This window comes from Halomonas sp. KX33721 (assembly GCF_001596805.1).
Lineage (GTDB): Bacteria > Pseudomonadota > Gammaproteobacteria > Pseudomonadales > Halomonadaceae > Vreelandella > Vreelandella aquamarina.
The window spans coordinates 107761-124712 of the sequence record NZ_LVIA01000003.1 but is presented as its reverse complement, the minus strand read 5'-3'; the positions used below and the strand labels follow the sequence as shown (position 1 = coordinate 124712).

Genomic DNA, 16952 nt, shown 5'->3' with positions numbered 1-16952 from the left:
TTAACAAACGCCGCCTTGCATTGCGCAAGGCGGCGTTTGTTAAACTCTGGTTGAAACGGCTTAGGCGCTGACTAATACGCTGCCAAAGGGTCCATCACCGGCGTTGAGCGCCTCTTCTGCTAGCGCCACGGCGCGTTCTAAGTAGCGATACTCATGATCGTAAACCATGCTGACCTCCCCTATCGTCTGAATACGGATTAGCCGTTCTCCACCGCGTGGCCGCCTTCTTCATCAGGCGCTTCAGCCAGCGTATGCCCTTCACTTCGGGCAATCACGGTCGTGCCGACCAAGTCTCCCGTGACATTCAGCGCCGTTGCCCCCATACCTACCAGGGCATCAATGGCGGTGAGTAGCGCCACGGTTTCGATGGGCAGGCCTACTTGGGCAAACACGGTGGCGATCATGATGATGCCCGCCCCTGGCACCCCGGCCGTGCCTACCGTGACCAGCGTGCCGATCAGCACGATCTGCACCATGCTCATCAAATCCAGAGGCGCGCCAATCACGTTGGCGGCAAACACCGCTGAAATGGCAATACGGATGGCGGCACCGTCCATATTGAGCGTTGCTCCCAGGGGCAGGCTAAAGCCATAAATGCTTTTCGGGATGCCTAAACGCTGCGCGGCGTTAATCGTGACAGGCAGTGTGCCGGAGCTGCTTTGGGTTGCAAACGCGGTGGCCATCGGCGTGCGCGCCTCACCAAAAAAGCTGCGTAACTTCACGCCAAACAGCAGCATCACCGCGCAGTAGATCAACAGCTGTGCGCCGAGTGCGATGTACAGCACCATCACCATGTCACCCAACGAGAGAAGCGTTTCCATCCCCTGCTGGCTCACCGTTTCAGCAACAATGGCAAAGACGCCAATGGGCACAAAATGCAGCACCCCCGACATCACTTTCAGGGTCACCTCGTTTAACCCTTCAATAACTTGATAAAGCTGCTCGCCAAGCGCGTGCTGCTGCTCAGATTGGCGCATTTTCAACAGCGCAATCCCGAACACCAGCGCGGTAAAGATGATGCCCAGCATATTGAGCTCGGCAAAAGCGGCCACGATATTGCCCGGCACAATATTGAGCAGCGCATCGACCACACCGGGATTCTCGGGTACCGAGAAGCTCGCGCTGTCGTTGAGCGTCATGCCGCTGCCTGGGCTAAATAGCGTTGCCACGGTTAAGCCCACCACAATGGCGAATGCAGAAGAGGCCAAATAGTAAATAAACACTTTGCCGCCAACGCGCCCTGCGCTTCCTTCCCGAGACTGATTCACCCCTACCATGAGCGTAAACAGAACAATCGGTACGATGAGGAAAGTCAGGAGACGAAGCAGTAAATCGCCCAGCGGTGCCAGCCAAACGGCCACCCAGTCACCGCCCACAATACCCACCAGAACACCCATCACCAGCGCGATGGTGACGCGCAAAATGAGCGACGCTTGAAGGTAGCGCTTCCATAAATATGTCATTGAATGCCCTGTTGGTTTAAATCAGGTTGGTATAAATCAATGGAAAACCACGTCATGTTGCATCATCGCGGGTTGCCAAACCAGCGTGGCGTTTGCTTGAGCTCCATTACGCCGACTAAATAGCTTAGCATGGCACCTATGGCGACTTTACACAGGGCCGATTGCTTGCCTCTCCTCAACGCCACTAACAGGAGCCACTATGAATACGATCAACCCTAACAAACTCCACCACAGCAAATGGACCGCGGTGACGCCACGTAATAAAGAAAAACACTTTATCGTGACCCAACTGCTACGTGATGAAGAGGAGAACGTAGTGGACGTGGTGCTGGAAGCGGTTCACTCCCACCGGGAAACAACGCTGGCATGGCAAGCGCTAAAAGACGATAGCACCTGGAAAATGGGTTGGAAGTAGCGAACCTACCACTCGCTGCCCTATGAAAATAAATGCAGAAAGGCTTTGACCTAGGCTAAGAAGCATGACACTGTAGCGTCAGTTGGTTAGCAAGCAGCATGGTTTCAGAAGTGTACGATCTTTTTCGGCAGCCTGATATTGTATTCCTTGTTTCACCCGCTACTTCATCTGGGTAATACCAGGAATTTTATTACGGCGCATTAGCGCGAAAGGATTTACACAATGGCAACTGGCACAGTTAAATGGTTTAACGACACCAAAGGCTTCGGTTTCATCGCTCCTTCTGACGGTGGCGACGACCTGTTTGCACACTTCTCTGAAATTCAGTCTGACGGCTTCAAAACCCTTCAGGAAGGCGCTAACGTCTCTTTTGACGTTACCCAGGGTAAAAAAGGCCTTCAGGCTTCTAACATCAAGCAAATCTCCTAAGTCCTATCTTTCTAGATAGCACTGAAAAGTTTGCTAGAACCCTCACCCATTAGGTGAACGGTTCAAACAGAAAGGCCCGCCTCGGCGGGCCTTTTTGCGTTTGGGTATTAAATCCTCTCCCATACGATTAGTTGAGCATCAATAGTCAGCGTTAGCTGCTCCAAGTTAGCTGCTCGCTCGCGCCCCTCCGCACTGGCACGATACAAATGCGGCGTCATGGTCAGCAAATCGCGGATAACGTCTGCCCCTTCTAATGAAATAGCGTAGCGAATCTGCTCGGAAGCTCGGTGAACAAACCCTTCCGGTACATCAGGCGCTTTCTCACGTGCAGGTTTTAAGGTGGGATAAATAATTTTCCGTAGCTCGCGCAGGTGCTCCGGCCCCGCTTCTACTTGCAGCAGCTGCCCGCCCGTTTTCAGCACACGCGCAAACTCACTATGTACTGGAAAGCCAAACATACACAGCACGCTATCCAGCGTTGCTGACTGCACCGGCAATTGGGCGTTACTGCCCACTACCCAACGGCTGATCGGTGCGTGCTTATCGTCTTGCTTCGCCGCCGACTGCACCGCCCACTTCGAGATATCCAGCCCCATCAGTGACAGCGCCTGCGACTCGGTCATGTATTGGGACAGTTGGCGCAGGTAGTAACCCTCGCCACAGCCTGCATCCAGGCAGCTGTACGTTTCTGCCTGCTCACAGTGGCGCATCACCGCCTGGCTAAGCGCCTTTGCTATAGGCGCATAGTCACCCGCCGCCAAAAAGCGCTGGCGTGCGGCCACCATGGCTTTGCTATCACCAGGGTCGGTGGAGCGTTTCTGCTGCACTGGTAGCAGATTGATATAGCCCTGTTTCGCCACATCGAAACTATGGTTTGAGGCACACCGCCACGTGCCACCTTCCAACTGGAGCGGTTCGCCGTCTAACGGGCAGGCCAGGGCCTGAAAAGGGGTACGATTCATCGGAAGTTTCTCGTGACGGCTTTTTCTGGTGTGAATAGACGGGCAATATGCTGACACATCATCGATGGGCATCAGGCATCTAAACATTAACGATACCGGAAAGCCCATATAACTCAACTTGAACGGTGAGCGTTGCAACACTCACCCCGTTTGCCGACAGTGCGTTAACTTTCGGCGACTAAGGCAACATACCATGCAACCTTTGCTGCGCATCGCGGGCGCTTGGCCCTACTTGATGGCCATCTTTCTCAATGCCTTTGTAGATCTCGGGCACAAAATCGTCATTCAGAATACGATTTTCAAAAGCTACGATGGCGCGACCCAGGTCGTGCTTACCGCTCTGGTGAATGGGCTAATTCTGCTGCCGTTTATTCTCCTCTTCAGTCCAGCAGGCCATATTGCCGACAGCACGCCCAAAGTACGTGTGCTAAGGCTCTCCGCCTGGGCGGCGGTGGCGGTGTCGCTGGGCATTACCGCCGCCTACTACCAGGGCTGGTTCTGGCTCGCTTTTGCGATGACGCTGCTGCTGGCTATTCAGTCTGCATTCTACTCACCCGCCAAGTACGGCCTAGTGAAAGGGCTGTTTGGTAAACCGAGGCTAGCCGAAGCCAACGGGCTAGTGCAGGCGGTTACCATTGGTGCGATCCTGGCCGGCACGGTGGCGTTTACCGCCCTGTTTGAACACTGGGTCACCCCCAGCGCCAGCACGCCCAGCGACCTGCTGCGCCATATCGCCCCGCTGGGCTGGCTACTGGTGCTTAACAGTGGCCTTCAGGTCGTCGCCCTCTATCGGCTCAAACTGGATGAAGCACAGCCTGCGGCTACCCCGCTAACGTGGGCACGCTACCGCAGCGGCACTGCGCTAAAAAACAATCTGAGTATTCTTGCCCGCCAGCCGGTGTTGCGGCTCTCCATCATTGGGTTGGCGACGTTCTGGTCGGTGGGGCAAGTGCTGCTAGCCGCTTTTCCCGCCTATGCCAAAGAGGCGCTCAGCATTGGGAACACGCTGGTGCTGCAAGCCATTCTCGCCGCCAGCGGTATCGGCATTGCTCTCGGCTCGCTGTTAGCCAGCAAGCTCTCCCGCAACCGTATTGAAACCGGGTTAATTCCGCTGGGTGCTGTCGGGGTCGCCGTCGGACTTTGGTGCCTTCCTCTCCTCACCACGCCCACCAGCCAAGCGCTCAACTTTGTGTTCATCGGCATGATGGGCGGGCTATTTATCGTGCCGCTCAACGCGTTGATCCAGTTTCATGCGGCGGATCACGAGCTAGGCACCGTGCTGGCCGCCAATAACTGGATCCAAAACCTTTCGATGCTGGGCTTTTTGGTGCTCACTGCGCTGTTCACACTAGCGGGGGTCGATAGCCACTACCTGCTGCTGTTGGTCGCCAGCGTGGCGATGGTGGGCGGCGGCTACACCATTTTCAAACTGCCCCAGAGCTTAGTGCGCTTTATTCTCAGCTTCCTGATTACCCGCCGTTACCGCGTAGACGTTCACGGGCTGGAAAACCTGCCCGCCCAAGGCGGCGTGCTGCTGCTGGGCAACCACATTAGTTGGGTAGACTGGGCGATGGTGCAAATTGCTAGCCCGCGCCCGGTGCGCTTTGTGATGCTGAAAAACATCTACCAGCGCTGGTACCTACGCTGGTTCTTTAAAGCGCTGGGCTGCATTCCCATTGAGCGCGGCGCAGGGGCCGAGAACGCGCTGGCCGCCGTGGCCGAGCAGCTCAACGCAGGGGAAGTGGTTTGCCTGTTTCCCGAAGGAGCGATTAGCCGCAACGGCCAGTTGGGCGAGCTGCGCCGAGGCTACGAGCGCGCCTGCAAACACGCCCACCCAGACGTGCGCATCGTGCCGTTTTACCTGCGTGGCCTGTGGGGCAGCCAATTCTCCCGCTCGTCTAGTAAACTCAAAGAGCTACGCAATGCGCCGCTGCACCGCTCTGTGGTAGTCGCCTTTGGTAAACCGCTGCCCAAAGACACCCCCGCCGACGTACTCAAACGGCGTATCTTCGAGCAGGCGACCCACTCGTGGCAACACGCCATGGAGGAGCTGCCTTCGCTGTCTGAGGCCTGGATCAACAGTGTCAAACGCAGCCCAAGCGCCCCAGCGTTGGCCGACGCCTTGGGTCGCCCACTCAACGCAGGCCAAGCGCTCACCGCTAGCCTGCTGCTCGCCAAGCGCTTTCGCCACCGTAGCCTCAACGAAGCGACGCTTGGCCTTTTGCTGCCTACCAGCACTGCTGGGGTACTGGCCAATATGGCCACGCTGCTCGCGGGTAAAACGCTGGTGAACTTGAACTACACCGCCAGCCAAGCGTCCCTTGCCTCTGCGCTGCAGCAAGCCGATATTCGCACCGTCGTCACCGCGCGCCGCTTTGTGGAAAAGCTGAGCCAGCGGGGGCTGGCAGTAGAATCGCTGCTGGAAGGTAAGCAGGTGATCTATTTGGAAGATCTACAGGCGGGGATCTCCCGGTTTGAGCGCGTCAGTACGTTTCTTGCCGTGCGCCTGCTGCCCGCTTGGTTGTTACAAGCGCTGTTCTGCTATGGACGGAATGCGGACGCCACGGCGGCCATTCTGTTCTCCAGCGGCAGCGAAGGGCAGCCTAAGGGTGTGATGCTGAGCCACCGCAACCTGATGGCGAATATCAAGCAGACCTCCGACGTGCTCAATACCCAGCACGACGATGTGGTCATGGCCTCGCTGCCGCTCTTTCACGCGTTCGGTTTTACCGTCACCCAGCTACTGCCATTGATCGAAGGGCTGCCGATGGCCAGTCACGCCGACCCCACCGATGCCCCAGGCGTCGCCAACGCGGTGGCCAAGCATAAAGCCACCATTATGTTCGGCACCTCCAGCATGCTGCGCCTGTTCAACCGCAGCCCAAAGGTACAGCCCGCCATGTTGGCAAGCCTACGTGTTGTGGTGGCCGGTGCCGAGAAACTGGATGACAGCGTACGTGAAGGGTTTGCGCAAAAATTCGGTAAGGCGATTTATGAAGGTTACGGCGCGACAGAAACCGCCCCCGTAGCGGCCGTTAACCTACCCGACGCCGTCGGCGTTCACTACCAGCAGGTTCAAAAAGGCAATAAGCCCGGCACCGTGGGTATGCCGCTCCCCGGCACCAGCATTAAGGTCGTCGATCCAGAAAGCTTCGAGGAGCTACCCACCAACGAGCCAGGCATGATTGTGATTAGCGGGCCGCAGGTGATGCAGGGCTATCTCAACGACCCCCAGCGCACCGAACAGGTCCTCAAAAGCTTCGACGGCCAGCGCTGGTACGTTACCGGCGATAAAGGGTTTATCGATGAAGATGGATTTTTAACACTGATCGACCGCTACGCCCGTTTTGCCAAAATCGGCGGCGAAATGGTCAGCCTCAGCGCCGTCGAAGCCGCGGTCAGAGCGGTCGTCGACGACCCCAACATACCGCTGATGGCCGTCAGCCTGCCCGATGCAAACAAAGGCGAGCGCATCGTCCTACTGAGCGAAGCAGCGCTGGACGCCCAAACGCTCAAAACCGCCCTGCGCAGCCACGGTACGCCCGCGTTAATGATTCCCAGCGACTGGCTCACCGTGGAAGAGATACCTCGTCTAGGGTCAGGAAAAGCAGACTTTGCTGGCGCGAAACGGCTTGCCGAAGCGCAGCTGGCGGCTGAATCATCTTAGTAAAAAGGGCAGCGGCATGGCCGCTGCCCTTTCTGGCGAACTTACTCAGCACCGCCGTCCGGTGCGTCACTTGAGTCGTTTGACTCACCGGTTTGTCCCGTCGCACCTTTCTGTTGGCCGCTTGATTGTCTAGCATGCTCCCCACGCGCAATATCATGATGGCTAATCACCACCACGTCGCGGGGCCACCACTCGGGGTGTTCGTCGCGGATATAGGCCATCAGCTTCTCACGCACGTTCATCTCAGCGGTCCAGCCCGCTAGCGGGTCCGAGGTCATTAAGTAGCAGGTGACCGTTTGTGCGTAGGAAGTTTGGCCTGTGACGTAGCAGAGCAGCTTATGGTGCTCAATCACGCACTCTTCTTCCTTAGCGAATTCTAAAAACTTCTCACGCACCTGAGAGATATCCGCGCTGAGGTGCAGGGTTAGCTCCATGAAGCGGTACATTTTGGTGCTTTTCACCGAGAGGTTTTCAAACGGTTTGGACGTAAAGTACGTGACCGGCACGATCAACCGCCGCTCATCCCAAGAACGCAGCCGAATGAAGGTGTAGAAAATCCCTTCCACATAGCACCACTGCCCTTCGAAGATCACCAAATCGCCAATGCGGATGGGCTTGGCCAGTGAGAGTTGGAACGACGACAGAATATTGCCCAGCACCGTCTGCCCCGCGATACCGACCAGCACGGCCAACACACTGGCCGAGGCCAGAATGGACAGGCCCAACGATTCGAACAGCTGGATTTGCCCCAGCACATACACCGAAACCGCCACCACGGTGATTAAAATAATCACCCGGCGCAGGGCGTAGAGTGAGGTCAGCAGCCGGCGTTTGTCTTTGGGTTTGGTATCGTCGATTTCCCCCACCAAGCGGCGGGTCATGCGCAGCATGATGGTATCGACCAACCGCAGCGCAATAGTGCCTGCCCCCCAGGCCATGATCGCGATCAGTAGCACCCTAAACGTCGTGGTCGCTACCGCTGAAAACGACACCACGTAATCCAGCAGCATCTGGGTGAACAATGACACCACAATGAACGCGACGGGCACGCCAATTTGATCAGCAAAAATGGTCGAGAGCCCGGAGGGCAGAATGCGCGCGACCAAACTGACAAGGTAATACGTTGCCACTCCCACTAAGCCAATCGTGATCAGAAAAATAGGGATCGCCAGCCACTCCCAGATTTTCAGCACGCCAAACGACGCTTTGAAGCGTTCGGGAATATAGCTTTCCAGCATGGAGGGGCCATACTCCTCATACAGTGCGGGAATCGACGACACGCTTTCCGGCATAATCAACCATACGGGGTCTTCCTCGCCAACACGGTAGCGGCCTAAGCGCACATCATAGGCTTGGCCTTCTACCTGCAACGCAGCCAGTTCAATGTTGCGCCGTGGCTCGCCAGCCAAAGGGTTTTGGCCAGACGGATCCTCAATAGCAGCGTCTTGGCGGCCAGGCAAATTAGAAGCGTTCAGCCACTCGCCGCGCCTTAGCACTTCCGCCAGCTGTTTGGCCAGCTCGGCTCCCCGCGTTGACTGCTCGCTAGGATCAACGTCTGCTAGGTTCAACAAATGCGCCGCATCGGCGTAATTTTCCTCTTCGGTGAAGTTTAAAAAGCTGCGGATCGTTTCCCGTGGCGACATACGCTTCGCCTCTTCGGGAACTTCACCCAACCCTGTGTTGATCGCATCCATGGTGAACCAACGCGGGTTCTCGCTCTCATCGCCTTGCGTTTGCGCCATGCCAACGCTAGAGAACAGTAGCGTGACGACCAGCACACCCCAAACGGGCCACGAGCTGTAATTTTTCATACTTGCCTTATTCAGTAAAAGTGAGCCAATACCCGCCATCAACCAACGGCTTGTGCCGCCCGCCCATTTAAATCAGTGGGCTATCCGTGTCGATGGTTGGTCAAAGTACAGACCACGTTACCCTATCCGGCAAGCAAGAGTGGCACGGAAGCTTACCGAACAGGGTAGGCGCTATGGTGTTGCCACCTTTTCATATGCCATAAATATTGTACGCTTGCATAAGTTTTGACGAACTTAGTACTCCCTGAGACGTCTTAAAGAGGGTCACACTGCGTCTACCTAATAGATTTTTCACCCGGAGGCTTCCCATGTTGATAAACATTGCAAAACCAAGCGATCTTACTGAAGCGGATGTCACCCCGGAGTCTATCTACCTGTCACGCCGACGCTTTATGGGGGGAGTCGTCGGCCTGGGGGCAGGCCTTGCCCTCTCCAACCCCACGCACGCCAATGCCGATTACTCCGATGTTCCGCAAGGAGACTCACCCGCTTGGCTAAAAGAGAAAATTAGTGGGACAGAGTGGCGGGCCATTACGCCGGACGACCCCGATAAAGATAAGATCGCCCCTTATGATGACGCCAGTAACTACAACAACTTCTACGAGTTCGGCACCGGAAAGACGGACCCTGCCCGCCGCGCCGGGAGCCTACGGACAGAACCCTGGAGCGTCGTTATTGATGGTGAAGTCAACAATGGCGGGCGGTTTGCTCTCGAGGATATTGCGAAGCCATCGCAATTTGAGGAGCGTATCTATCGGCTGCGCTGCGTAGAGGCGTGGTCCATGGTGATCCCTTGGCTGGGCATTCCTCTGGCCGACATTATTCAGCGCGCCGAACCCACCAGCAAAGCCAAATACGTGCGCTTTGAAACGTTGGTAGATCCTGAGCAGATGCCGGGGCAGCGCTCGTCTTTCTCGCTGATTGATTGGCCCTATGTCGAAGGCCTAAGGCTCGACGAAGCAATGCACCCGCTAACGCTGCTGGCCATGGGCATGTATGGCCGCGAATTGCCGAACCAAAACGGAGCGCCTTTGCGTTTGGTGGTGCCATGGAAGTATGGCTTTAAGAGCATTAAGTCGATTGTGCGTATTACACTGGTGGAAGAGCAGCCGGTGAACTCCTGGCAACTCATCGCGCCCAATGAGTACGGCTTCTATGCCAACGTTAATCCCGAGGTTGACCATCCGCGCTGGAGCCAAGCCACGGAAAGGCGCCTGCCCAACAGCCTGTTTAGCCCTAACACCATCGATACGCTTATGTTTAACGGCTACGCCGATGAGGTTGCCGAGCTGTACGCGGGGTTGGATTTAAAGGCGAACTACTAATGGCATCACCACGGATTTGGCTGGCTTGGCGGTTGGGCGTTTTTTTTGCGGCGCTGGCGCCACTGCTGTTTTGGGGCTGGCAGGTCGCCAACCATGCAGCAGGCCCCGAACCCGGCCGTTACTTGCTGTTGAACCTAGGCATCGGCGCGCTCTGGCTGCTCCTGCTCACCTTGAGCTTAACCCCGCTCACCAAGCTCACCCGTTGGAAAGGATTTACGCTAATCCGCCGACAGTTGGGGCTATGGACGCTTGCCTATGCCACGTTGCACTTGCTTAGCTACGCTCTCTTTATTTTAGGACTTAACTGGGCACTGCTGGGCAGCGAGCTGGTGAAACGCCCCTATATTGTTGTAGGCATGATAGCGCTCATTGGCCTTATCGTGCTGGGCGCCACCTCCAACCGGTGGTCGATGAGACGCCTGGGTAAGCGCTGGAAGCCGCTGCACAAGTTTGCCTATGTCATATTAGGCTTAGTGCTGCTCCACTTCTTCTGGGTAGTGCGTGCGGATCTTAGCGAGTGGGCGGCCTATGCCGCTGTATCGGCGCTTATTATGGCGACCCGCCTACCGCCGGTCGCCCACCGGCTGCCCAAGCTGCGCTACCGGCTAAGCCGGTAGCGCAGCTTGGGCACATCGGGCGTGTCGCGAAAATTCCGGTACGCCGAGTACCGAGAAGGCTGCGTACCGAAAAGACCGAATACCGGGTGGGCTGAAACCGCTAAATAAAGCGGCTACCCGGTCTCGAAGGGGCGGCGTCGAGAATTAGCCGAACACGCGGCGCAGGTGGGCGCGGTAAGCGGCTTTGTCGCGCTCTACGTCCGGCGCCTTGATCACATCGTTGGCGATAAAGGTCGGCTGAGCCGCAAGGCCAATAAACTCCTGAGATTTGTGGAACGGGAAGTAAACGCCATCCACCCCACGGCCTTCAAAGAAGTTATCCGGCTCGTCGAACGCTTCAATCGGCGCGTTCCAGGTCAGCGACAGCATGTAATGGCGGCCTTGCAGTAAGCCACCGCTGCCATACTGCTTGCTCGGGTCTTGGCGAGAGCGGCCATCGCTGGCGTACAGAGAGCCATGGCCTTCAGTGAATACTTCATCAATGTAGCGCTTTACTGTCCAGGGGGTGCCCATCCACCAGCCGGGCATTTGATACACAATGCTGTCCGCCCAGAGGAAGTTTTGCACTTCGGTGGCAACCTCATAGCCCTGCTCGATGACCGTTTCGCGCACTTCATGGCCTAGCTCTTTCAGCGTATCCACCGCCACGGCATGCAGGGTATTGTTGAGTTCACCACCAGAGTGGGCAAACGCTTTACCACCATTGATTAACAGTATCTTCATTGCTTCAACCTCACCGAGTATCGTGACCACCCCGCTTAAAAGAAGTAAGCAGGGCATTAATTGGCAAGCATTGTGTAGTGCAGAGCAACAAAGAAAAACCAAACATCTAGCAAGAGACTTTTGCGCTAAAATCAACAATCAACCTTTTATCGAGGCACCCCAAACCAACAATGAAAAGCACTCTGGAAGAGCAGCAAGCGTTTATCACCGTGGTGGATTGCGGCTCGATTACCGCCGCTGCCGAACGGTTGGGCATTACCGTGTCAGGCGTCAGCCGCGCGCTAAACCGCCTGGAGCAGAAGCTCGGCACGACGCTGCTGCGCCGCACGACCCGCCGTTTGGAACTGACCGAAGAAGGGGAAACCTTTCTCGCCCACTGCCGACGCATCCTAGCCGCCGTGGAAGAGGCCGAAGAGGCCCTGCTCGACCGCCACGACCAGCCCAAAGGCCGGCTGCGGGTCAACGCCGCGCCAAGCTTTATGCAGTATGTGATTGTCCCGGTGATTGGTGAATTTCGCGCCCGCTACCCTGGCATTACCCTAGAGCTGGATACCCATGACCGCTTTGTGGATTTGCTGGAGCAGCGGGTCGATCTAGCCATTCGCATTGGCGCATTGGAGGACTCTTCCCTTCACGCCCGCCCCTTGGCCATAGCGCCCTGCGGGTGCTGGCCAGCCCCGCCTATTTAGCCCGCCACGGCACGCCGCAGCAGGTAGAGGAGCTTTGCCGCCATAGCCTGCTCGGTTTTAGCCAGCTCGACCACTTGAACCACTGGCCGCTGACCTGCGCCGATGGTAAGCGCTTACATATCACGCCCACCCTCGCTGCCTCCAGCGGCAGCACGCTACTGGAGCTCGCACTCAAAGGTGAAGGGATCGTGTGTTTGGCTGACTTCATGACCCGCGCGCCCCGGCAAAACCGCACCTTGATAGAGGTACTGCCCAACCACACCGAGCTCGTCACGCAGCCGATCAACGCGGTTTACTACCGGCAAGCCACCCTGTCTCAGCGTACACGGCTGTTCATGGATTTTTTAGCCGAGCGGCTCCCCGCGCAGTATGCCCACGGCCCGTGAGAACGCTAAGCGCCGCTTGCTTCGCTTTGGGTAAAACTCGGCCCCTGACCTACACTGGGTAGGCAACATAGGAGGTCGTTGCTTGGCGGAACGCTCAGCGACTACACCTACTCCAACAGCTACCAAATACAGTGGGCGACCTTCGCCTCCTGGCTCAACGTAGGCGGGCTAGTGTTTGTTCTTCATCCCACGCTTGGAAAGGCGAACCGCAAGTTTTCGCTTTTCTTCCTTCTTCCTGAGCGGTGGGATGGAGTGTGCGAGCATCTTCTCTGTTCATGCCGGCATTATCGCATAGCTATTTAGATGCCGGGTTAATAAAACCCCATCACGCGGCGGCGCACCGGCCTAATAGCCACCAGCGCCAGCACCACCAACGCTAACCACTCCAACCAGTGGGGCAGCAGCTCTTGCACTTGACTGGCCTGCTCCACAGGGTTCCAACCGGCCAAGGCAACGGCCGCATCGAACAGCCAGCCGACTAGCACGGTCACGGTGAGCACGCAGACAAGGTAGACCGTCAACGCGGTATTACCCAACTCGCGGCGCAAAATGGCCAGCGTTGCTAGGCTGGTAATCGGCCCCGCCAGCAAAAACACTAGCGCCATCCCAGGCGAGATACCCGCTAACAGTAGCCCGGCCGCTACTGGCGTAGCTGCCGCCGCACAGATATAAAGCGGAATACCCACCACTGCCATCAGTATCAGAGCCAAAATACCGCCCGAAAACTGTGCTAGCGTATCCGGCGGTACCAGAGTGACCAGCACACCGGCAAGCAGCAGCCCGGCAAACATCCACGCGCTGATATCATCCAACAGATCGCTAAACGCATAGCGCAGCCCCGTACGGAGGCCGCTAGGTTCGCCGGTGTCGGCGTGGTGATCGTGGCAGCCATGCGACGAGCAGCAGCCAGCAGTGGCTGCAGGCGCAACGGCCTCTGCTTCGCGGGTAAAGCCGACCAGCAGGCCCGTCACAATGGCCGTTACCAACGCGCCGCCAACACGTAACACCGCCATCAGCGGCCCAAGCAGCACGCTGGTGAGCAGAATCGAGTCCACGCCCACGCCAGGGGTGCTGATTAAAAACGACGTGGTAGGCCCGCGCCCCGCACCGCCCCGATGCAGCGCAATCGCGGTGGGAATCGCCCCGCAGGAGCACAGCGGCAGCGGCATCCCAATCACTGCCGCCCGTACAATACTGCCCAGGCCGCGCCCGCCCATCCAGCGCTGCAGTAGGCGCTCTGGCAACCACGCCTTAATCAGCCCGGCAATCACCAGCCCCAGCAGCAGCCACGGGGCTGCCGTCAGCGCAATTTGCAGCAGCTCGGTTATCAGCGTCATCTCATCACCTACTTGTTCACGGTGGGAATGAGGACTAGCCTAAACCCTGTCATCGTTACAGGGTCAAGCCATGACACACGTCTACCGCATTGGCGAAGTGGCCGCCCGCACCGGCTGTTCACCGGAGAGCATTCGCCACTACGAGAAACTCGGCCTGCTGCCGCCCCCACAACGCGGTGAACAGGGCTACCGACACTACGACCAAGCGGCGCTTGAGCGCATCAGCTTCATTCGCCATGGCCGCAACCTGGGGCTAGACCTGCACAGCATTCAGGAGCTGTTAGCGCTCTCAGACCACCCCGACACCGACTGCAGCGCCGCCGATGACATTGCTAGCCGCCATCTCGCGCACCTGGAGGCGCGCATTGCCAAGCTTCAGGCGCTAGCCGACGAGCTGCGCCAAGTGGTTCATCAGTGCCGGAGCGGCAAAGCCGCCGACTGCCAAATCATCCAAACGCTGTATGAGCACCAGCCCAGCTGCAGTGACACCCGCTGTGGCGACCGCCAATCTTTGCTCAAATGACGCGCGGCCACCCCCCCAAAGGAACTGCCCATGATCGAAACGAAGGAAGAACTCGAGGCCATCAAAAAGACATGCCAAGCGATGGTCACCAAAAGTGCCGGACTCTCAGCGGGCACCGCCATCATCCCCGTACCGGGGCTGGATATCGGCTCGGACGTGGCGATTCTGATGCGCATCATCCCCAAAATTAATAGCCAGTTTGGCCTGACACCGGAGCAAATCGATGGCCTGGATACCGAGAGCAAGCTGTTCGTCATGACCGCTATCTCCAACACCGGCAGCAAGATGGCGGGCAAATACATCACCCAGAACCTCATCGTCTCGCTACTCAGCAAAATGGGCGTTCGGGTGGCGGCAAAAGGCGCATCCAAGTTCGTACCGCTGATCGGCAGTGCCGTGGCAGGCGGCATCAGCTTTACCGCCATGAAATACATGGGTAACAGCCACATCGACGACTGCTACCGCATCGCACTCGCTGCCCTAGAACACCGCCAGCTCGAACGCGCGGTAGAGGACGACGCCGTTATCGAAGCGGACGCGTACACCCCCCACCAACGGCCCCACTCGCCCTGATTCATAAGGCAGCGCCCGTCGGCAATGGTATGCTGGAGCGTCTTGTCATCTTATCTAGGAGAAAGGAATGCCCGCTTATATCGTTCTGACCCGTGAACACACCCACGACAGCGAAGAGATGCAGCGCTACAGCGAAAAAGCCAAAGCCGCCCGCGAAGGCCACGACCCGCAACCGCTGGCGTTTTACGGCGATTTTGAAGTGCTGGAAGGCAGCGCGATGGAAGGCGCTGTGATTCTGCGCTTCCCCGACATGGCCGCCGCCCGCGCTTGGTACCAAAGCCCCGCCTACCAAGAAGCCCGCAAGCACCGCTTCCTGGGTGCCGATTACCGCGTCTTTTTGGTAGAAGGCATCGAAGAGGTGTGATGGCGCAACAAGTCACCCTCGATGGGGATGAACTCGCTCGCGGCATTGATGAGCGAGGCAGCGGTGAGCTGGGGCACACCGTAGACCTCGACACGTTTACCGTGCACCTCGCGAATTTTCTGGGCTAACAGATCGAAGTCGCCATCGCCGGAGACCAGCACTACTACATCGGCTTTCTCGGCGTATTCGATGGCATCGAGGGTGATGCCCACGTCCCAGTCGCCTTTGGCGGAGCCATCCGCACGCTGGATGAAGGGCTTGAGCCGGACCTCGAAACCAATCGAGCGGAGGATATTCTGGAACTCACGCTGCTTGGCGTCGCCCTTATCGATGGCATAGCAGCGGGCGGCCACCACCTCCCGGTTGACCGTTGCCTTGGCCCAGAAACGGCGGTAATCGAAATGTTTGCCGTAGGCCTCGCGCACGGTGTAATAGACGTTCTGGGTATCCACGAAGATAGCGACGCGTGTCATAGCAAAAGCCTCAGCAGGTAGTGAAACGCCAGCCTCTTGGGGCTGGCGTTAGTAAGCGGGTATGGTACCGCGCCGCTATTTAGAATGCGCCCGCTTGGCAGGAACGAAGCGCAACACCCCCACCACCACCGAGCCCACCAAAAAGCCAATCACCGCCGAGCACAGCGTTTTGAAGCTCCAGCCCAGCGTGCTACCAAAGGCACCGGTGGACTCATGAATGGCATGCTCGATGTGATGCACCCACTCGTAGGGCGCGTTGAACCAGCCCGTTCCCTCTGCCCCCAGATTCACCATCAAGATATGCCCGCCCACCCACAGCATGGCGATGGTGCCCACTACTGAGATGGTCGCGAGCACTTTGGGCATGGCCGTGACCAAGCCACGGCCCAGGGCTTGTACGCCTGAGTGATCCCGCTGGGCAAGCTGTAGGCCAACATCGTCCATCCTGACCAGCAGCGCCACCACGCCATACACCAAAACAGTGATCACAAACGCAACCACCACCAAGCTGGCTAGCTGTGACCAGAATCCTTGATGAGACACCGTCGCCAGCGCAATCACCATAATTTCAGCAGAGAGAATCAGGTCGGTGCGGATGGCACCACTCACGATCTTTTTCTCAGCTTCCGGCCCTTGTTCTACCGCTGGCTTGTCGTCGTCATGCTTGCCGGAAAGCTTGTGCCAGACTTTCTCCGCGCCCTCAAAGGCCAAGTAGGTGCCGCCTATCATCAGGATGATCGGCAGTAGCCCGGGCAGAAAATGATTCAGCAGCAGCGCCGCTGGTAGGATAAAAATCAGCTTGTTGCGGATAGAGCCCAGCGCGATCTGCTTCACAATCGCCAGCTCACGCTCTGCCACTACCCCGTGCAAATATTGCGGCGTCACCGCCGCATCATCCACCACCACCCCTGCCGCTTTCACCGTCGCACGACCAGCCGCGGCGCTTACATCGTCCAGTGATGCAGCGGATAGCTTCGCCAGCGCGGCAATGTCGTCCAGTAATCCAATCAAGCCGCCAATAGCCATGGGTATTTCCTCCGTGAATCAGCATTGCAGATAGTAAAGCACACGGTGGCTGGGGCGGGCGGACTCTTTTATGCCAAGGGCAGTGTCGTTTCGCTCCCTTCATGACCTACCCTCACTGTGTCTCTTCGAAGAGTGGCCTTCGAGGGAGCGCGCTATGGAGTGAGGGGTA

15 protein-coding genes and 1 pseudogene are annotated in these 16952 nt (G+C 57.6%); 9 read left to right on the top strand and 7 right to left on the bottom strand.

What is annotated here, in order from left to right:
* Window positions 1-197: 197 nt before the first annotated feature.
* Window positions 198-1463, bottom strand: a complete 1266-nt coding sequence (locus tag A3220_RS00855) for a dicarboxylate/amino acid:cation symporter (RefSeq protein WP_044629800.1) — start codon at window positions 1461-1463, stop codon at window positions 198-200.
* A 199-nt stretch (window positions 1464-1662) separates the two neighbouring features.
* On the opposite strand from A3220_RS00855, the gene A3220_RS00850 reads away from it, so the two are divergent.
* Together A3220_RS00850 and A3220_RS00845 are read left to right on the top strand one after the other, a co-directional pair.
* Window positions 1663-1878, top strand: a complete 216-nt coding sequence (locus tag A3220_RS00850; protein ID WP_044629801.1) for a TIGR02450 family Trp-rich protein — start codon at window positions 1663-1665, stop codon at window positions 1876-1878.
* Window positions 1879-2100: 222 nt separating this feature from the next.
* A complete protein-coding gene (locus tag A3220_RS00845; RefSeq protein WP_009095703.1) occupies window positions 2101-2307 on the top strand; it encodes a cold-shock protein in 207 nt (68 codons plus the stop codon).
* A 107-nt stretch (window positions 2308-2414) separates the two neighbouring features.
* Here A3220_RS00845 and A3220_RS00840 read toward each other — a convergent pair whose 3' ends face one another.
* Entirely contained in the window at window positions 2415-3269 is an 855-nt protein-coding gene (locus tag A3220_RS00840; protein ID WP_044629802.1) for a putative RNA methyltransferase, read from the bottom strand.
* 193 nt (window positions 3270-3462) lie between these two features.
* Between A3220_RS00840 and A3220_RS00835 the strand changes: the two genes are divergently transcribed.
* Window positions 3463-6936, top strand: a complete 3474-nt coding sequence (locus tag A3220_RS00835) for an acyl-[ACP]--phospholipid O-acyltransferase (protein WP_062372423.1) — start codon at window positions 3463-3465, stop codon at window positions 6934-6936.
* Between the two features lie 41 nt (window positions 6937-6977).
* Here the strand turns inward: A3220_RS00835 and A3220_RS00830 are convergent, their stop codons facing one another.
* Window positions 6978-8747, bottom strand: coding sequence for a mechanosensitive ion channel domain-containing protein (locus A3220_RS00830; RefSeq protein WP_062372484.1), 1770 nt, complete (start codon window positions 8745-8747; stop codon window positions 6978-6980).
* Between the two features lie 308 nt (window positions 8748-9055).
* Between A3220_RS00830 and msrP the strand changes: the two genes are divergently transcribed.
* Window positions 9056-10072, top strand: coding sequence for a protein-methionine-sulfoxide reductase catalytic subunit MsrP (gene msrP / locus A3220_RS00825; protein WP_044629805.1), 1017 nt, complete (start codon window positions 9056-9058; stop codon window positions 10070-10072).
* The gene (gene msrQ / locus A3220_RS00820) at window positions 10072-10689 is read left to right on the top strand and encodes a protein-methionine-sulfoxide reductase heme-binding subunit MsrQ (protein WP_044629806.1); all 618 of its coding nucleotides are present in this window, start codon (window positions 10072-10074) and stop codon (window positions 10687-10689) included. Before msrP ends, msrQ begins: the two co-directional genes overlap by 1 nt.
* A gap of 144 nt (window positions 10690-10833) precedes the next feature.
* Here msrQ and A3220_RS00815 read toward each other — a convergent pair whose 3' ends face one another.
* Window positions 10834-11412, bottom strand: a complete 579-nt coding sequence (locus A3220_RS00815; RefSeq protein ID WP_062372420.1) for an NAD(P)H-dependent oxidoreductase — start codon at window positions 11410-11412, stop codon at window positions 10834-10836.
* A 170-nt stretch (window positions 11413-11582) separates the two neighbouring features.
* On the opposite strand from A3220_RS00815, the pseudogene A3220_RS00810 reads away from it, so the two are divergent.
* Window positions 11583-12487: pseudogene (locus A3220_RS00810) on the top strand (LysR family transcriptional regulator).
* A 311-nt stretch (window positions 12488-12798) separates the two neighbouring features.
* Here A3220_RS00810 and A3220_RS00805 read toward each other — a convergent pair.
* The gene (locus A3220_RS00805; protein WP_062372419.1) at window positions 12799-13824 is read right to left on the bottom strand and encodes an SO_0444 family Cu/Zn efflux transporter; all 1026 of its coding nucleotides are present in this window, start codon (window positions 13822-13824) and stop codon (window positions 12799-12801) included.
* A 70-nt stretch (window positions 13825-13894) separates the two neighbouring features.
* Here A3220_RS00805 and A3220_RS00800 point away from each other — a divergent pair, with 70 nt between their 5' ends.
* The 3 genes from A3220_RS00800 (at window position 13895) to A3220_RS00790 (ending at window position 15284) form a co-directional block, all read left to right on the top strand.
* Window positions 13895-14347, top strand: a complete 453-nt coding sequence (locus tag A3220_RS00800; RefSeq protein WP_058578684.1) for a helix-turn-helix domain-containing protein — start codon at window positions 13895-13897, stop codon at window positions 14345-14347.
* A gap of 30 nt (window positions 14348-14377) precedes the next feature.
* The gene (locus A3220_RS00795; protein ID WP_062372416.1) at window positions 14378-14920 is read left to right on the top strand and encodes a hypothetical protein; all 543 of its coding nucleotides are present in this window, start codon (window positions 14378-14380) and stop codon (window positions 14918-14920) included.
* 67 nt (window positions 14921-14987) lie between these two features.
* The gene (locus tag A3220_RS00790; protein WP_062363090.1) at window positions 14988-15284 is read left to right on the top strand and encodes a DUF1330 domain-containing protein; all 297 of its coding nucleotides are present in this window, start codon (window positions 14988-14990) and stop codon (window positions 15282-15284) included.
* On the opposite strand, the gene A3220_RS00785 is transcribed toward A3220_RS00790, so the two are convergent.
* Both A3220_RS00785 and A3220_RS00780 read right to left on the bottom strand, forming a co-directional pair.
* The gene (locus A3220_RS00785; RefSeq protein ID WP_062363093.1) at window positions 15245-15757 is read right to left on the bottom strand and encodes an NYN domain-containing protein; all 513 of its coding nucleotides are present in this window, start codon (window positions 15755-15757) and stop codon (window positions 15245-15247) included. The two genes, A3220_RS00790 and A3220_RS00785, sit on opposite strands and share 40 nt — an antisense overlap.
* Before the next feature lie 75 nt (window positions 15758-15832).
* The gene (locus A3220_RS00780; protein ID WP_062372414.1) at window positions 15833-16783 is read right to left on the bottom strand and encodes a DUF808 domain-containing protein; all 951 of its coding nucleotides are present in this window, start codon (window positions 16781-16783) and stop codon (window positions 15833-15835) included.
* Between the last annotated feature and the right edge of the window lie 169 nt (window positions 16784-16952).